General features: G+C 43.9%; 15 protein-coding genes. 13 read left to right on the top strand and 2 right to left on the bottom strand.

Annotation, left to right across the window (positions count from 1 at the left end; translation table 11 throughout):
- The first annotated feature begins 33 nt into the window (after positions 1-33).
- The 4 genes from MLD56_RS16785 (at position 34) to thiI (ending at position 3,875) form a co-directional block, all read left to right on the top strand.
- On the top strand, positions 34-426 hold the full coding sequence (locus MLD56_RS16785) for a hypothetical protein (protein ID WP_029517776.1): 393 nt from the start codon (positions 34-36) through the stop codon (positions 424-426).
- 222 nt (positions 427-648) lie between these two features.
- Positions 649-1,341: a lytic transglycosylase domain-containing protein gene (locus MLD56_RS16780; RefSeq protein WP_029517775.1), complete on the top strand. Its 693-nt coding sequence runs from the start codon at positions 649-651 to the stop codon at positions 1,339-1,341.
- A gap of 157 nt (positions 1,342-1,498) precedes the next feature.
- Positions 1,499-2,647, top strand: coding sequence for a cysteine desulfurase family protein (locus tag MLD56_RS16775; RefSeq protein WP_029517774.1), 1,149 nt, complete (start codon positions 1,499-1,501; stop codon positions 2,645-2,647).
- 1 nt (position 2,648) lies between these two features.
- Complete coding sequence (thiI, locus tag MLD56_RS16770; RefSeq protein ID WP_029517773.1) at positions 2,649-3,875, top strand: tRNA uracil 4-sulfurtransferase ThiI; 1,227 nt, start codon at positions 2,649-2,651, stop codon at positions 3,873-3,875.
- A gap of 73 nt (positions 3,876-3,948) precedes the next feature.
- On the opposite strand, the gene MLD56_RS16765 is transcribed toward thiI, so the two are convergent.
- On the bottom strand, positions 3,949-4,644 hold the full coding sequence (locus MLD56_RS16765; RefSeq protein ID WP_029517772.1) for a TerC family protein: 696 nt from the start codon (positions 4,642-4,644) through the stop codon (positions 3,949-3,951).
- A gap of 216 nt (positions 4,645-4,860) precedes the next feature.
- Here MLD56_RS16765 and MLD56_RS16760 point away from each other — a divergent pair, with 216 nt between their 5' ends.
- From MLD56_RS16760 to MLD56_RS16740, 5 genes are all read left to right on the top strand, one after another.
- Positions 4,861-5,520, top strand: coding sequence for a TerC family protein (locus tag MLD56_RS16760; RefSeq protein ID WP_029517771.1), 660 nt, complete (start codon positions 4,861-4,863; stop codon positions 5,518-5,520).
- Positions 5,521-5,614: 94 nt separating this feature from the next.
- Positions 5,615-6,106, top strand: a complete 492-nt coding sequence (locus MLD56_RS16755; protein ID WP_029517770.1) for a LiaF transmembrane domain-containing protein — start codon at positions 5,615-5,617, stop codon at positions 6,104-6,106.
- A 291-nt stretch (positions 6,107-6,397) separates the two neighbouring features.
- On the top strand, positions 6,398-8,239 hold the full coding sequence (gene typA, locus MLD56_RS16750) for a translational GTPase TypA (RefSeq protein WP_029517769.1): 1,842 nt from the start codon (positions 6,398-6,400) through the stop codon (positions 8,237-8,239).
- A gap of 125 nt (positions 8,240-8,364) precedes the next feature.
- A complete protein-coding gene (locus MLD56_RS16745; protein WP_029517768.1) occupies positions 8,365-9,426 on the top strand; it encodes an LCP family protein in 1,062 nt (353 codons plus the stop codon).
- A gap of 302 nt (positions 9,427-9,728) precedes the next feature.
- On the top strand, positions 9,729-11,060 hold the full coding sequence (locus MLD56_RS16740) for a PhoH family protein (protein WP_029517767.1): 1,332 nt from the start codon (positions 9,729-9,731) through the stop codon (positions 11,058-11,060).
- A 98-nt stretch (positions 11,061-11,158) separates the two neighbouring features.
- On the opposite strand, the gene MLD56_RS16735 is transcribed toward MLD56_RS16740, so the two are convergent.
- The gene (locus MLD56_RS16735) at positions 11,159-12,244 is read right to left on the bottom strand and encodes a coiled-coil domain-containing protein (RefSeq protein WP_029517766.1); all 1,086 of its coding nucleotides are present in this window, start codon (positions 12,242-12,244) and stop codon (positions 11,159-11,161) included.
- 297 nt (positions 12,245-12,541) lie between these two features.
- Between MLD56_RS16735 and MLD56_RS16730 the strand changes: the two genes are divergently transcribed.
- From MLD56_RS16730 to MLD56_RS16715, 4 genes are all read left to right on the top strand, one after another.
- Entirely contained in the window at positions 12,542-13,192 is a 651-nt protein-coding gene (locus MLD56_RS16730) for an RsfA family transcriptional regulator (RefSeq protein ID WP_029517765.1), read from the top strand.
- A gap of 126 nt (positions 13,193-13,318) precedes the next feature.
- Entirely contained in the window at positions 13,319-14,278 is a 960-nt protein-coding gene (locus tag MLD56_RS16725; protein WP_049817000.1) for a ketopantoate reductase family protein, read from the top strand.
- Between the two features lie 4 nt (positions 14,279-14,282).
- Positions 14,283-14,672: a DUF3397 domain-containing protein gene (locus tag MLD56_RS16720; protein ID WP_013311106.1), complete on the top strand. Its 390-nt coding sequence runs from the start codon at positions 14,283-14,285 to the stop codon at positions 14,670-14,672.
- Between the two features lie 153 nt (positions 14,673-14,825).
- Positions 14,826-16,529 carry a peptide ABC transporter substrate-binding protein gene (locus tag MLD56_RS16715; protein WP_029517764.1) on the top strand — a complete coding sequence of 568 codons (1,704 nt, stop codon included), beginning with the start codon at positions 14,826-14,828 and terminating at the stop codon, positions 16,527-16,529.
- Positions 16,530-16,669: the final 140 nt, after the last annotated feature.

Below are 16,669 nucleotides of genomic sequence, written 5' to 3'. Positions count from 1 at the left end.
CGATTCATTTTGCATTTGGAGGTGCAGTTTATTATGGAAGATCATGAAAACGACAAGCATCAGAATGAAGAGCATGTTAGCCGCAAACGTGTAGATTACCCCCGTCACATTCATGAACGATCTGCCAAGCGCCGTAATGATCGTGAGGAATATGCAGCAGAGGTTGCTCCCGGCTCAGTTGTGACTCGACATGAGGTCAAGGGTGAAGAGCAAGTTATAAACAATAGTGGTCGTATTTCTGGCTATGTTGGTCTGGCTGCGGGAATTGCCTCATTGTTTATGTGGTCCATAGTACTGGGGCCTATTGCTGCAGTTTTAGGCTTTTTTGCTTATGTGAATGGCAGCAAAACGACCGGCATTTGGTCGATTGGTCTTGGGGCGCTGGCGACATTGAGTTATTTTGCTTTTATCCCGTTCGTTCGCTGACCTTGCTGGAGGAAAAAGTACAGTTTTCTTTTGTATATCCGAGAAAAATCATCTTAGTGATATAATTACATTTAAGCTGATCTATAAAGCTCCGCTGTCTTTTCGACAGAAACGGAGCTTTTTTTCATTAAAAGGTATGGAAGTACATAGTAAAAAGTTGTATCATAGCAGTAACGACAAGCTATTTGGGATATAACAACTATAGAAAGTTGGGAACACCACATGCAAATTGATCCGCGCGTGTCCAAGTCCATGTTAGACATGCAGCTGTTAAATAATATGAGTGCTACAACCCAGACGGGGACAACGGACGCTTTTTCCGGATTACTGGAACAAGTAGGTCAGTTGGAAACAGATGGTGCTGTGACTCGAGAAAATTCAAGTGATGTTACCAGAGACGAAAATGGTTTGCTTTGGCTTCAATTGGGACCTTCGAGGGGAACGGCTTCGTCATTGTATCCCGCTCCTTCCAGCACAGCAACAGACGGGCCTACAACACCTACGGCATATGATGATATGATTAACGAGGCTAGTCAGAAATACGGCGTTCCAGTAGCGTTGATTAAAGCAGTTATTGATACGGAATCTTCATTCAATCCGTCGGTCACTTCTTCGGCCGGGGCCAAAGGGCTTATGCAACTTATGGATGCTACGGCTCAAGGTCTGGGAGTCAGTGACCCGTATGATCCTGGACAAAATATTGATGCTGGAGTTCGTTATTTGTCTTATCAGATTAAACGTTTTAACGGACAAGAAAATATGGCGCTGGCTGCATATAATGCAGGTCCCGGACGGGTGCAGCGGCTTGGTGTAAGTAGTGATGAACAGTTAATGTCTGTACTAGATAAGCTTCCGCTGGAAACGCAAAGATATATTAACAAGATTCAAAATGCACGTGAAAAATATACGATCTAAGCCCTATAGCTTATAACGAAAAAAGTGTGTAATTTCAATTAGATTAGGTCCGCAGAACAGGGTCAATATGGGGAAAGGGTGTCGCTATAATGTAGCGGCCTTTCCCTGTTTTGGTCTTTTTTTGTTGCAGCAGTTGTAGGGCAGAAAGGGGAGTTTAATGAAATATTTTGATTATGCGGCGACAACTCCGCCTTTTGAAGAGGTGATTACAACCGTTGCTGAGATCATGAGACGCCACTATGGCAATCCATCTTCGATGCATCGGTATGGAGAGGATGCGGATAAGTTGCTTAAGCGTTCGCGCGAAGTATGTGCTGCGGCTTTGGGAGTGTATCCATCAGAGATTGTCTTCACATCTGGGGCAACGGAAAGCAACAATCTTGCTATTAAGGGAGTAGCTTTGCAGTATCAGACCAGAGGCAAGCATATTGTTACTGTATCGACAGAACACCCGTCTGTGTATGAAGCTTGCAGACAACTGACAAATCTGGGCTTTGAGGTTACATTTTTACCTGTCGATGCGGAAGGGCATGTGAGCGCCGAACAGGTTTGTGCCGCTGTCCGTAAAGATACGATTTTAGTCAGTATTATGCATGTCAATAATGAGACGGGAAGGGTGCAACCGGTGCATGATATCGGAGCTGCGCTGAAGAAACAGTTCCCCCGTATTCTATTTCATATTGACGGTGTACAGGGGTTTGGAAAGCTGCCGGTTGATATCCGGGGCTGGCGGGCTGATCTGTACAGCCTCTCTGCGCATAAGCTGCGTGGACCTAAAGGTGCTGGACTACTATTCGTTCGGGAAGGTGTAGAGATTTTCCCACTGCATAGTGGCGGCTCTCAGGAGCAGGGTTTTCGTGCAGGTACGGAAAATGTGCCACTGCTTGTTGGTATGTCCAAAGCGGTACGACTAGCGGGCGAACGACAAGCAGAAACAGCACGACGTATGACCGAGTGGAGAGAACGGGTGGTCGCAGAAGTGCAGACAATCCCTCAACTGCGGCTAAACAGCGGGGAGGAAGCACCGCATATTGTCCACTTTTCATATCCGGGTATGAAGGCCGAGGTGCTGCTGCATACGCTGGAGCAACTAGGTGTGGCCGTATCCACCAAATCGGCTTGTTCTTCGAAGTTGGCCGAGCCCAGCCGGGTGCTGCAGGCGATGGGCCGCAATGAGGCAGAAGCATCTGGCGGCATTCGTATCAGCTTTGGTGATGAACATACGGAACAGGATATCGATGAGCTTATACTTGCACTGCAACAGGCTGTAGCCAAGCTGGAATCCCTTGAAAGGTGGAAACGTTAAAATGCACTATGATATGCTGTTACTTCGCTTCGGTGAATTTACATTAAAAGGGAAGAATAGAACTCGTTTTGAAAAGGCAGTACTGAATCACGTGAAGCTGCTGCTCAAGCCGTTTCCCGGCGCTTCTTTGCGGAAGGAATTTGGACGGATTTATGTGGTACTCGGAGGAGAGCCTTATGAACAGATCATTCAAGTGTTACAAAAAGTGTTTGGCATCACGACAATAAGTCCTGTCAAAATGGCTCCTGTCGAGCTGGGTGCTATAATTGAGACCGCTGTAGCTTTGATGCGTGAGCTGAATGTGGCCGAGGGAACGACTTTCAAGGTAAATGCCCGCAGAGTGTGGAAGGAGTTTGCTCATTCCTCACAAGAGATGAACCATTTAATTGGTTCTCCTATTTTGCGAGAGTTTCAAGCGTTGAGGGTCGATGTGCATCAACCAGATATTGAGTTGCGTGTGGAGGTCAGAGAGCAGGCGGCCTATATATTCAGCGATGTTATTATGGCTGTAGGGGGCTTTCCGTTAGGAACGAACGGTAAAGCTATGCTGCTGCTGTCTGGTGGAATCGACAGCCCGGTAGCAGGATGGTCTTCCATGCGTAGAGGACTGGAAATTGAATGTGTACATTTTTATAGCTATCCGTTTACAAGTGAGCGTGCGAAAGAAAAGGTCATTGAATTGGCAAGGGTATTAGCAGGCTATGCAGGGCGGATCAAAATCCACCTTGTACCGTTTACAGAGGTGCAGACGGCCTTTACGCGCACTGGACAGGACAATCTGATTATAACGCTAATGAGACGGTCTATGCTGCGAATTGCAACGATGCTGGCTGAGCGTGAAGGAGCGCTGGCACTCGTGACGGGTGACAGTCTGGGTCAAGTTGCTAGTCAAACGTTATCCAGCATGAATGTGATTGGCCGTTCAACAGAATTACCATTGCTGCGACCTCTCGTCATGATGGATAAGCAGGAGATCACGGAAATCGCTAAGCGAATTGGCACCTACGATTTATCCATCCTTCCATATGAAGATTGCTGCACATTGTTTGTTCCTAAATCCCCAACGACCAATCCAAATTTGTGGGTTGTTCAAAAGATTGAAGCCTCTATTCGGGATTTAAATGCCTTGATTGAACAGGCTGTGGCTGCAACGGAAACGCTTGTCCTGGAGTCAGGCGGAGCTATAGAGGGGCGTAATGAGGAAGTTATACAGGAAGATTGGTTTTAAACAAAAAGGCAGACCCACTGTTATTATGGGGTCTGCCTTTTTTGATTTTAGTTAAAACAGTTTTTGAAGCATTTTAAACAGCTTTTTCTCGACTGGACATTGCTTTGCGATTTTGAAGATATCCCGTGAGCAAAATACCAGCCATAACTGTAGCAATAAACAAGATACGCAGCGCAGGGTGCTCGGTAAAGTAAGGTACCAGCTTACGTTCTTCAGTAATCATATTAGAGGCCGTATAACCAAGTACAGCCGATCCCAAATAGATAATCCAGGGGAATTTATTGATCAGTTTGATAAAAAGAGTGCTTCCCCATACCACGATTGGCACGCTGATTAACAGGCCCAGCACTACAAGTAGCAAATGCTGCTGGGCAGCGCCAGCAACAGCAATCACATTGTCCAGACCCATAGCCGCATCGGCTACAACAATCGTGCGGATAGCACCCCATAATGTTGTTCCCGCTTTGACTTCGGTATGGTCCTCCTGGTCTACGAGCAACTTATACGCAATCCAGACTAACATAATCCCCCCGATGAGTAACAACCACGGTACTTGAAGCAGCCAGAGTACCACAATGGTGGCTGCTATGCGAATAAGCAGGGCACCACCGGTGCCGTACAGTATCGCTTTTTTTTGCGTTGCAGGAGGCAGCTTTCTGGCGGCAAGTCCAATTACAATCGCATTATCCCCTGCGAGCAGAAGATCAATAAATATCACATTAAGCAGTAGCCAAAAGAACTGAAGTCCGGACATATCAATCGTTCTCATCTCCCTGATTAAACATCCTAAAATCGTTGTATGTGTTTATTTTAATACCCGTTTTCCGGAAATACGATTCATTATATGGCTGTTTGTTATTGATTTCAAGGTCTTTACTCAACGAATTTGACATCATTTTTTAATAAAGGATGACTTATTTGACAAAGCTTATAAGCATAGCCTCGTCCTATTTCGCATACAAGTAGGATGGGGGTGTTTGTACACATGGAGCATATCATTTTGCTGTTGAAAATATTAATGATTAATTTGGTGTTAAGCGGTGATAATGCGGTTGTTATAGCCATGGCGAGCAAAAATTTGCCTGCAAGGCAGCGGAGTCAAGCTATATGGTGGGGGGCAGTCGGTGCAGTCCTCCTGCGCTGTGTTTTGACTTTTGTAGCTGTCATTTTGCTGGGCATACCCTTTATTCAGGCGGCAGGTGGTCTACTTCTGTTATGGATTGCGTTTAAGCTGCTTTATGAGAGTGAGGATCATGTAGGAGTCAGAGCAGAAACAACCATATGGAAGGCTATACAGGTGATTCTGGTAGCGGACTTTGTGATGAGTCTAGATAACGTATTAGCTATTGCAGCACTAGCAGATGGGGATATCGCCATTATTGTCATTGGTATTGCAATTAGCATTCCGATAGTTGTCTGGGGCAGCAACGTAATTGCGATCTGGCTTCACCGGTTCCCTGTACTTGTTTTGCTCGGATCTGCAATCCTGGCTTTTACGGCAGGAGAAATGCTACTGCGTGATCCCCGATTGGGTGTATGGTTAGCAGGTACGGGAGAGCTTATACATGCATGGTTACCAGGACTCTTAGCCTCAGCAGTTGTGATTGCAGGAATATATCGTCAGCTACGTGCTCATCATATTTGAACGTAGTTTTTTTGGAAAACATCGGCTAAAATATACTTAAAAACAATCACATTAAGCGACCTAAAAACAAATTCAGCAAACAAAGGAGACCACGATGAATTCCGGAAAAGAGCGTATGATCGGAGTGGGCATTGTTGCCGTAGGACTGATTATTTTGTTGGGGAAACTGGGGACGTTCTCCTTCTTGGGACGAAACTTTTGGCCTTTGCTGTTTTTAATACCTGGAATCGTACTGCATGCAATGTACATGAAGCGTAAAGTTTCACCCTTTATGTTGCTGCCAGCAGGGATTTTATCGGTTTATGGCTTCTTATTTTTGCTCTGCAATATTTGGGGCTGGAATTTAATGGCCTATTTATGGCCTTTGTTACTTCTAGGTGTGGCGGTTGGATTATGGGAGTACGCCATTAATGATATTTCGCTTTCTCGTAATGTATATACGGGGGGCGTGATATTGGGCTTGGTATCGGTGTTTTTATTGGTCATTACCCTGTTAAGAACGGGTATCATATATGTTATTGCAGTTTTACTGATCGGCGCTGGAATCTGGTTGGTCGTAAACAACCGTGGCAAACGCAAATGGTAAACGACAAGCAATGAGATTTTATGGCGGTAAATTACGGAACAGGCAATAATGTCTTGCTTTATGACATATTTCAACTATAATATAATGGATATGATAAGAGCGTCGGAATGATTTCTGACGCTTATTTTAAGGTTTTCACGCGAATCGGAGAGAGAAGCTGTCTGTACAAAGCCTGAAACATATAGAAGGCTGGCAGGGAGTGGGCCTAAAGAACGATTGTTAGCCTTGAATCAGCACTGCTTCAGGATAGAGACACTATTTTGATATACGGAAAGGATATGGATACAAACCATGCATGCTAGAGAAAACATTCGCAATATTGCGATTATTGCCCACGTCGACCACGGAAAAACGACGCTTGTCGACAAGCTGCTTCAACAGTCCGGAACATTTAGAGAACACGAGGCTGTTCAGGAGCGCGCCATGGACTCCAACGATCTGGAGCGTGAACGCGGTATTACGATTTTGGCTAAAAATACAGCTATCACTTACAAAGATTATCTGATTAACATTGTAGATACACCAGGACACGCCGACTTTGGTGGCGAAGTGGAACGGATTATGAAAATGGTTGACGGTGTTTTGCTTGTCGTAGATGCTTACGAAGGTTGCATGCCGCAAACGAAATTCGTACTGCGTAAAGCGCTGGAACAAAATCTGACGCCTATCGTTGTAGTGAACAAAATTGACCGTCCGGCGGCTCGTCCGGCAGAAGTTATTGACGAAGTACTGGATCTGTTCATCGAGCTGGGTGCGAATGATGAGCAACTGGAATTCCCTGTTGTGTACGCTTCGGCGCTGAACGGAACATCCAGCATGGATGCTGAAAAGCAAGACGATAACATGCAAGCATTGTACGAAACAGTTGTAGAGCATATTCCGGCTCCAACTGAGAATGTAGATGAGCCTCTTCAATTCCTCGTAACACTGATGGATTATAACGAATACCTTGGCCGAATTGCAGTAGGTCGTGTAAACCGCGGTATCATCAAGCAGGGGCAAGCAGTCACAGTTATGCAACGTGATGGTAGTAGTAAATCGGCGCGTATTGAGAAGCTGTTCGGCTTCCAAGGCCTGAAACGTATTGAAACGGATCAAGCGGGCGCTGGTGACATTGTAGCGATTGCGGGAATTAAAGATATCAACATTGGTGAAACCATTGCTGATCCAAACCATCCTGAAGCGCTGCCTGTACTGAAGATTGATGAGCCGACACTGCAAATGACCTTCTTGGTTAACAACAGCCCATTCGCAGGTCGCGATGGTAAGTGGGTAACATCCCGTAAATTGCGTGAGCGTCTTCTGAAAGAACTCGAAACGGACGTCAGCTTACGTGTTGATGAAACGGATAGCCCGGACGCCTTTATTGTATCCGGACGTGGTGAGTTGCATCTGGGTATCTTGATTGAAAACATGCGTCGTGAAGGTTACGAACTGCAAGTGTCCAAACCGGAAGTTATCGTCAAGGAAATTGATGGTAAGAAAATGGAGCCAATCGAACGTCTCCTTATTGATATTCCGGAAGAAAGCATGGGCGCAGTTATGGAAAGTTTGGGCTCCCGTAAAGCCGAAATGGTTAACATGATTAATAACGGCACCGGACAAGTTCGCTTGGAATTCCTGATCCCTGCACGTGGTCTGATCGGCTACACTACAAACTTCCTGACTTTGACTCGTGGTTATGGCGTAATGAACCATGCGTTTGACAGCTATGGACCATTTGTTGGCGGTCAAGTAGGTGGACGTCATCAGGGTGTACTCGTGTCAACAGAAAACGGCAGCTCTACATTTTATGGTATGCTGGGCGTAGAAGATCGCGGTATTTTGTTCCTAGAGCCAGGTACTGAAATCTATGAGGGTATGATCGTTGGAGAGCACACACGTGATAACGACATCGTCGTTAACATTTGTAAAGAAAAACAACTGACAAACGTTCGTTCAGCAACAAAAGACGATACAGTTAAACTGAAAACACCTGTAATCTTCTCTTTGGAGCAAGCGCTCGAATACCTGAATGATGACGAGTATTGCGAAATTACACCTAATGCCATCCGTTTGCGTAAAAAGATTTTGAACAAAGGTGAACGCGAGCGTGCAGAGAAGCAACGTAAAACAGCACAAGCAAATATGTAATTGATTGGATTGGTCTTTGGCCACAGCGGCGACGCCCGGGAACGGGATGCGCCGCTGTGTGTGTTTTAGGATTGTAAACTTGGAGAAAGCTATATTTCTCAAAACGCAGGAAAAGGTGTTGAAGCATGAGTAATCTTTCGAACGGATTGCCTCCCCGGACACAAACTGGGAAAAAATCCGCCAAACCGAAAAAAACGAAAAAGAAAAAAAGCTTTTTCAGATCGTTTATGAAGTTTGTCTTGTTTCTGCTCATTATAGGTATTTTAGCAGCAGGTGGTTATACCTACTATCTTTACAATCAGGTAGAGGAAGTTTTGGATACGGGGATCAACAAGGAAGTACCCAAAACACAATTGGCAGAAACTAAGCCTTTGACTATCTTATTGCTAGGAACCGATTACCGCCCTGATCATCCGACTTATTTGTCCGACGTTATTATGGTAGCTACATTGAACCCCAATACTAAATCGTCTACCATCGTGTCCCTACCGCGCGATACGCGTCTAGAAATGGATGGATATAAACCTCGCAAGTTGAATGAGTATTATCCGGTGTTTAAGGCTAGAGAAAAAGAATCTGGTGAAGTTGCTGAAGAACAGATGAAGAAGATGATCGGCAAATATTTAAACATTGATATCGATTATGTGACGGTTATTAACTTCCAGGGCTTTAGAGATGTAGTAGATAATTTGGGTGGCGTAGATGTGACGGTTGATAAAAACATGTGTTATCGTGACCGTGCAGATGGTACCGATATTAATCTGACAGCTGGAGCCAAGCATTTGAACGGTGACCAGGCTCTTGATTTTGTTCGCTACCGCAAATCGAATTGTCGTCCGAGAACAGCTGAATCTGACGATTTTGATCGCAATCGTCGACAAAATCAGGTGCTTCATTCTCTAATTGACCAAATGCAATCCTTTAACGCTTTGACCAAGTTTAGTGCAATTATTAAATCGGTTGATAAGAATATGATGACAGATATTGAGTCACAGCAAATGAAGAATATCGTACAAACCTATTGGAATATTTCCAAGCAAAATGTGAAATACAATCCGGTAGCGGGAACATGGCGTAGCCCGTATGTGTACATTGATGAGCAACAGCTCGATTTGGCCAAACAAGCGCTACAAGAGGAGTTAGCTAAAAAAGTAAGCGACAATACCGCAGCTTCTTCCAATTCCTGAGTATGTATATTTCTTCCCGCTTATGTTATACTCGCAGCGAGTAAAGCTCTTATATAACATAAGGGGGTTGAGGTATGTCTAAAGTTATAGTGAACCAAGTCTAGGTCCAGTGAGCAATCACTGGGCCTTTTGTGTCTAAATTCAAAAATGGACAGGCTCAGAGGCTATCTTCACTTACAACTTTTCGTTGTTTTATGCTGCTTTGGGGTTCTTTTTTCAGGGAATCAGCAAGTATTAGGTACCCGGTGAATAGGTATAGGTATGAAACACGAGATTGTCCACGCCGCTTTGGAGGGGATTTAATGAAGAAAATTTTTGTGCTGGATACGAATGTGCTGCTGCATGATCCGAAAGCCATTTTTACCTTCAAAGAACATGAAGTTGTTATTCCAGCTGTAGTTCTGGAAGAAATCGACTCCAAAAAACGCAACGCGGATGAGATTGGACGGAATGCCCGCAATGTATCGCGATTGTTGGACGGGTTGAGAGAAGTGGGCCATCTGCATAGTGGCGTTCCACTTCCCCAAGGTGGAAGGCTTAAGGTTGAGTTGAACCACCGAAGTTTTTTGAAAGTTCAGGAGATGTTCGGGGAGGTTTCGAACGATAACCGGATTTTGGCGGTCGCCTTGAATTATCATCTGGAAGAGCAGGAGCAGCCTGAGCCGCGTTCGGTCGTTTTGGTCAGTAAAGACGTGCTGGTCAGGATCAAAGCAGATGTATTGGGACTGCTGACTGAAGACTACCTCTCCGATAGAACAGGCGATTTAAGTGAGCTATACCCCGGATACTCGGCAATACAGGTGCACCCGTCCATCATAGATGAATTTTACTCTAACCGGTTTTTACTAATCAAGTCACTGGAACTACCTTATACACTGTATCCACATGAATTTGTCATTCTGAAAGATGAAATGGGAACTGGAAAATCAGCATTACTGAAAGTTAACCAGGAGGCAGAGCGATTAGAGCCGCTGTACTTAAGTAACGAATCAGTATGGGGAATCAGCGCGCGCAATGCTCAACAGAGGATGGCATTGGAGCTTTTGCTTAATGATGATATCCCTCTCGTGACCATTACAGGAAAAGCGGGTACGGGCAAAACGTTGCTGGCGCTGGCGGCAGGTTTGCTTAAAGTAGAGGATGAGCATCGCTTCAAGAAACTGCTGATTGCTCGACCTGTTGTTCCTATGGGCAAGGATATTGGTTATTTACCAGGAGAAAAGGATGAAAAGCTTCGTCCATGGATGCAACCAATCTACGACAATCTGGAATATCTGTTTGATGCCAAAAAATCAGGTGATATCGACAAAATTTTGATGGGCTTGGGCAGTATTCAGGTGGAGGCACTTACTTATATTCGCGGACGTTCGATACCTGGGCAATTTATTATAGTCGATGAGGCGCAGAATTTATCCCGACATGAGATTAAAACGATTGTGTCTCGGGTGGGTGAGGGAAGCAAGATCATTTTGATGGGAGACCCGGAGCAGATTGATCACCCTTATCTGGATGCAGCCAGCAACGGTTTAACCTATGTGGTGGAGCGGTTTAAGCAAGAAGGGATTAGCGGGCATATTATGTTGGAAAAAGGAGAACGCTCCAAGCTCGCGCAGTTGGCAGCTGATTTGCTATAAAGTCCTATCGTTATTACAATAATAAAGACCTCGGGAATATCCCGGGGTCTCTTGTTTTGTACACGTAAAAGTTCAGAACAATGAAAGTGGGCAAAAGCTTATTTAAAGTTTAATTCGAGCTTAACTTCAAGCATTCCTGCTAAAGTGCGTACTTCTGTGGCTTTGACATAGGAAATAAGCTGCTGTGGGTAGAAACCCAGATCAAAATCCCTTTCCAGCTTGTTGCGGGTCGTATCAGGTAGTTCCAGACCATTAAATACTAATCGATCCACATGAAATAAAATTGCATTTTTCGGTTCATTCTCTACCGTGTAGTGACCTTCTACCCTTAATTTCATCGTTCCTTGTTGGCCTTCTACCATAATTTGATCCTGCGCAAATGTAAAGTTGAAGTGATTAAACAATTCATTTTCTGACTTTAAAAAACGGTTAAAGTCCTCTTCACGAATGCTTATCGTAATGACTTTTCCATTTGTAACCATGGCACCTTGTTGTTGTTGAATGAATTGCGGTAAATCCTGCATAGCTTGAGCTAATGCTTTAAAGTGTTTATTTACCTCGTAGACACCTACATTTTCCCAATAAGCTGTCATTTCGCCAATTAGCTTGCGTAGGGTATCCGGGTCATTACTGGCGCTAACGCCGTCATTTACACGCGACTGAAGCAGGACAATGCGTTTGCGTTGAGCCAGTAAGTTTGTTTTGACTGTCTCCAATTCCATTGACGCTTGGATGACTTGTTGTTCTGTTTTTCGCATAGATTGATAATTGGATTCGTATTCTTGAAGCACATCCTGATCGTGACTAATCAATAACAAGTAGTAATCGTACAGAGAGAGAAGTTGCCTTATACTTTTTGCCCCTAGCACCACACTTAACAGCTTGTCCCTTTCCCCCATATAATAAGATCGCAGCACAGAGCCTGCACGCTTCCGTTGTATGGTCATTTGCTCTTGCTGAACGGTGAGGTTACTTCGCAGTTCCTGCTGGCGCTGCAAAAGAGTCTGTTGCTCCTGACTGATTCGCTCAATTTCATGGTCTATCTCTACAATCGACAGACTATCTTGTAAAATCTGACTTTCTTCTTGGGAGGGAGCGGCTAGAGTAGGACGTACATATATGAAAGTTAGCAACATAATGGTGCTCAGCAGGGTGCTGATTGTGATTTTTATTCGTTTGTTCATTTGGTTTCCCCTTTTATGTATTCCCGAAAAAAACTCATGGTAATGTATATGATCCTTTCTGTTTCTTTAACCATTCATTTTATTGTACAGCAGTCTGAGCATGCTTGAAACCCGAAACTGTTTACGTTCACGTATGAGTTCTTGCAGAAATGGAAATACAATTTAGTATCAAATAGATTCTATGAACTCTACGAGAGGCATAGGAATGAATAAACAGCTTTTATACCCTATTCAAATACCGGCAGGATCGGTTCATGAAGACGGTTATTTCAGGATGTTGTTAGGAGGGCTAGAGGCATGACTGCAATAAGACAAGATGCATGGAGTGTGGAAGATGACTTGATATTGGCGGAGGTGACATTGCGGCATATCCGTGAAGGTGGAACGCAGCTTGCTGCGTTTGAGGAGGTTGGACAAAAGATAGGAAGAACCTCTGCAGCATGCGGCTTTCGTTGGAACAGTTGCGTGCGCAAACGTTACGATGAAGCAATTAGCATTGCCAAAGCACAGCGCCAGAAGCGCAGTTATATCCGCAAGCAGAACCCGGTAGGTGTATCACAGGTTGCGGCTTTTGCCTCGCTTGATACAGTCGAAGGTGGGTACAGAACGGATGGTACGAGTGAGGATACATTATCTATTGATGCAGTAATTCGTTTCTTGCGTCAATGGAAGGGATCCGTCCAGGAAACGAATCGGCAGATTAAGATGCTGGAGAAAGATTTACGGGAAAAGGAAGAAGAATTGAGTCAGCTTCGCTCCATTAATGACCGGCTGTCCAAAGAAGTGAATGAGGTGCAAACCGACTATCGTGTTGTGAATGATGATTATAAAGCTCTGATTCAGATTATGGACCGGGCTCGGCGCTTGGCTCTAATTACTGAAGATGAGGAAGAGCTTAAATCCAGATTCAAAATGGATGCCAATGGGAATCTGGAGCGCATTGAGTAACAAGATTACTTCTGCAATTCTGAAATAAAACGTCAACTAGCGCTTTGCCGTAGTTGGCGTTTTTTGTATTTCTTTAGAGTGCATATGATATAGTAGAAAAAAAGATGGAAGCGAGACGATACAAAGGTGATTGATATTATTGGAGCGGGTTCGCTGGGATTGTTGTTTGCCGGGAGGTTATCTGCCTCGGGTACAAAAGTAAGGCTGTGGACACGTACACTTGAGCAGGCACGCGTCATTACTCATGAAGGAATCACTGTGTTTGATAAGGAGGGGCAGGTGGCAGTACATATGTCTGGAGATAAATTGAAGGTAGCGCCATTGGCGGATTGGCAACGGTTAAATTCACAGGCTCCGGCACGATGGATAATGCTTATGACCAAACAGGGGGCGATTGAGGAAGTATTAGAACAGATCCAGCCTGCAGCTCAAATGGACAGAGATATAGGAATCGTTTGCTTGCAGAATGGAATCGGTCATATAGAACGCATTAGAAAGGCTTGGCCTAAAGCTGTGGTATACCCTGCTGTGACGACTGAAGGAGCCAAGAGGCAGGGAGTCGCATCTATTATACATGCAGGATCGGGTGTTACTGAAATAGGTTGTTCGGAGGAAGGGGAGGAGTCGAAGAACAATAATTTTAACCAATGTGTGCTAAATCGGCTGCTTGCAGCAGGATTTGACGCTTGCTTGTCGAAAGAAATCGAGAACGGTATGTATCGCAAGTTGTTGATCAATGCTGTAATCAATCCGCTGACGGCGGTATGGCGAGTTCGTAATGGCGAGCTGCTTTCGCCCCCTATTCGAATACATATGATGCGCAGGTTGTACGATGAAGGCATTCAAGTGTATGAAGCTCATGGTATCCACTGGGAAAACGCATGGTGGGAGCAAATTATAAATGTATGCCGGTCAACGGCAGAAAATCACTCGTCCATGCTAGCTGATGTACTTGCACAGTCCATGACAGAAGTTGCTTCAATTAACGGACAACTGGTGCAGATGGCAGATCAGGCTGGGGTTACTGCACCAACTCATGAGGTATTGTGGCAATTAATTGAAGGTATGCGGCTAAAAGAGGGGTGATCAGTTGAGTCTTATACAAGGTACCATTATCACTTTCAGTATTCTTCCCTTTTTTCCGTTTTTGATCGTGTTTGCGGTTTGTCGCTACATTCTTAAAATGGAAAAAAAGAAATCGTTACTTACTTCTATGGATATTACCACGTTTTTTCTGATATTTTCCGTCGCAGCACTCTTTAACGTCATTTTTACATCTCGATTCGGTTTTTATTTGATTCTACTGCTCCTATTACTGGCCTTGGGTTTAATTGGAGGAGCTCAAAATCGAATAAAAGGAAAGGTTGATGGTAAAAGATTATGTAGAGCGGTCTGGAGATTAACTTTTATAGCAATGACATTGGCGTATATTTTGTTGACTGTTGTTGGTATATTTAAGAATATATTCAACATCATGTGATATAACATGACATGAAACGGTGAGAAAATATGAATTAATCATGTTTTTTTGAAAAAAAAGCTCAATTTGAAGAAATGTAATGTAGATTTTTTTGACCGCTGGTTGTATAATCTATAAACATATACCACTTTAGAACTAGGGGGAAAACGCTAGATGAAAAGGAAAAGCTTTTTAGTCCTTTTGACACTCATTCTTGCAGTTGGCGCATTGCTCGCAGGTTGCGGCTCCAGCAAGAACGATACCAATGGTAAGGGCGCACAAGAAAACACCTCGACTACGCCGGCTCCGGCCGACAAGCAAATTTTGCGCATTAACCTTGCATCCGAGCCGCCAACGTTCGATCCGGCACAGGCTCAAGATACTCAAGCAAACACTGTTTTAAAAACAATGTATGAAGGTCTTGTTCGCATGGGCCCTGATGGTAAAGAAATTCCTGGCGTAGCTGAATCTTGGAAGATTTCCGATGACGGCAAAACCTATACGTTTAAGCTTCGCGATACTGCAAAATGGAGTAATGGCGACCCAGTCAAAGCAAGCGACTTCGTATTTGCTTGGCAACGGGTATTGGATCCTTCCACGGCTCCTGCACCTCCATATGCTTACCAATTGTACTATATCAAAAATGCTGAGGGTTACAACCTGAGCACTTCCAAATCTTTTAAAGGTACTAAAGTTACGGACTTCAAAGATGTAGGTGTCAAAGCAGTTGACGACCATACATTACAGGTAGAACTGGAACATGCAACACCTTACTTCCTGGGATTGACTTCTTTCTACACCTATTATCCGGTGCATCCGTCTGTTAAAGGTAATGATAAATGGGCGACTAAAAAAGAAAGCATGATCACTAACGGGCCTTTCACATTGTCGACTTGGGAGACAGGTCAAAAGATTGAGGTTTCCAAAAGCGAGAATTATTGGGGTAAGGACGAAATTAAACTGAAGAAAATTACAATGTCCCTTGTAAACAGCGGTGCAACAGAACTCGCTTCTTACAGAAGTGGACAACTTGATTATGCAGGTAAACCAAATGGTGAAATTCCTGCAGACCAAATGATGGCTGTGAAAAATGAAATGCCTAATGAATTCCAGGCTAAAGGTATAGCAAGCACCTATTACTATTTGTTTAACGTCACCGAAAAACCGTTCAATAATCTTAAAATTCGTAAAGCATTTGCAATGTCGATTCAACGTCAGCCGATTGTTGATAGAGTAACGATGGGTGGAGAGATTCCTGCTTACGGCTTTGTACCTCCGGGTATTAAAGGTTTATCTCAGGAATACCGTAATGAGCATAAAGATGATTATTTCAAAGAAGATGTAGCTGAAGCGAAGAAATTGCTTCAAGAAGGTATGAAGGAAGAAGGAGTAACTTCACTCCCTCCAATCACTCTACTCTACAATTCTACTGAAGGACACCAAAAAATTGCTTTGGCAGTTGCAGATATGTGGAAGAAAAGCCTGGGAATCGATGTGAAAACGCAAAACCAGGAGTGGGGCGTATTTATCCAAACACGTAACAAGTTGAATTTCCAAATTGCTCGTGGTGGATGGTCTGCTGACTTTAATGATCCGATGACATTCTTGGATATCTGGACAACTGGTAATGGCAACAATAATTCTGGATATTCTAATCCTGAATATGATGGTTTGATTAAAGCGGCTAAAACAGAAACTGATCCAGGAAAACGCATGGAAATATTTGCGAAAGCAGAGAAGCTTCTTGTTCAGGATGATATGGTTTTACTGCCGATTTATTACTACTCTAATACTTCTTTGACGAAACCAAATGTAAAAGGCGTTGCCTTGGATTTTAGTGGTGCAATTGATTTTACAAGAGCTTATATAACACAGTAAGTAGCTGATACTTGATTCTGAAGTTGAAGAGTTACTTCGGGATATATATGTGGGTACTGCCATATATATCCCGTTTTTTTTGTGTGTGAGGGTTCTTCTTAATATGATTAAATTAACCATGCATATAAGTAGATTGGACA

The sequence above is a fragment of the Paenibacillus peoriae genome (assembly GCF_022531965.1).
Taxonomy (GTDB): Bacteria; Bacillota; Bacilli; order Paenibacillales; family Paenibacillaceae; genus Paenibacillus; species Paenibacillus polymyxa_D.
Note: the sequence above shows the minus strand (reverse complement) of the source record. Positions and strands in the feature narration are given on the sequence as shown.

Coding starts and splice junctions, on each gene's coding strand:
- MLD56_RS16785 (WP_029517776.1), top strand. CDS start 34: ATGGAAGATCATGAAAACGACAAGCATCAGAATGAAGAGCATGTTAGC.
- MLD56_RS16780 (WP_029517775.1), top strand. CDS start 649: ATGCAAATTGATCCGCGCGTGTCCAAGTCCATGTTAGACATGCAGCTG.
- MLD56_RS16775 (WP_029517774.1), top strand. CDS start 1,499: ATGAAATATTTTGATTATGCGGCGACAACTCCGCCTTTTGAAGAGGTG.
- thiI (WP_029517773.1), top strand. CDS start 2,649: ATGCACTATGATATGCTGTTACTTCGCTTCGGTGAATTTACATTAAAA.
- MLD56_RS16765 (WP_029517772.1), bottom strand. CDS start 4,644: ATGAGAACGATTGATATGTCCGGACTTCAGTTCTTTTGGCTACTGCTT.
- MLD56_RS16760 (WP_029517771.1), top strand. CDS start 4,861: ATGGAGCATATCATTTTGCTGTTGAAAATATTAATGATTAATTTGGTG.
- MLD56_RS16755 (WP_029517770.1), top strand. CDS start 5,615: ATGAATTCCGGAAAAGAGCGTATGATCGGAGTGGGCATTGTTGCCGTA.
- typA (WP_029517769.1), top strand. CDS start 6,398: ATGCATGCTAGAGAAAACATTCGCAATATTGCGATTATTGCCCACGTC.
- MLD56_RS16745 (WP_029517768.1), top strand. CDS start 8,365: ATGAGTAATCTTTCGAACGGATTGCCTCCCCGGACACAAACTGGGAAA.
- MLD56_RS16740 (WP_029517767.1), top strand. CDS start 9,729: ATGAAGAAAATTTTTGTGCTGGATACGAATGTGCTGCTGCATGATCCG.
- MLD56_RS16735 (WP_029517766.1), bottom strand. CDS start 12,244: ATGAACAAACGAATAAAAATCACAATCAGCACCCTGCTGAGCACCATT.
- MLD56_RS16730 (WP_029517765.1), top strand. CDS start 12,542: ATGACTGCAATAAGACAAGATGCATGGAGTGTGGAAGATGACTTGATA.
- MLD56_RS16715 (WP_029517764.1), top strand. CDS start 14,826: ATGAAAAGGAAAAGCTTTTTAGTCCTTTTGACACTCATTCTTGCAGTT.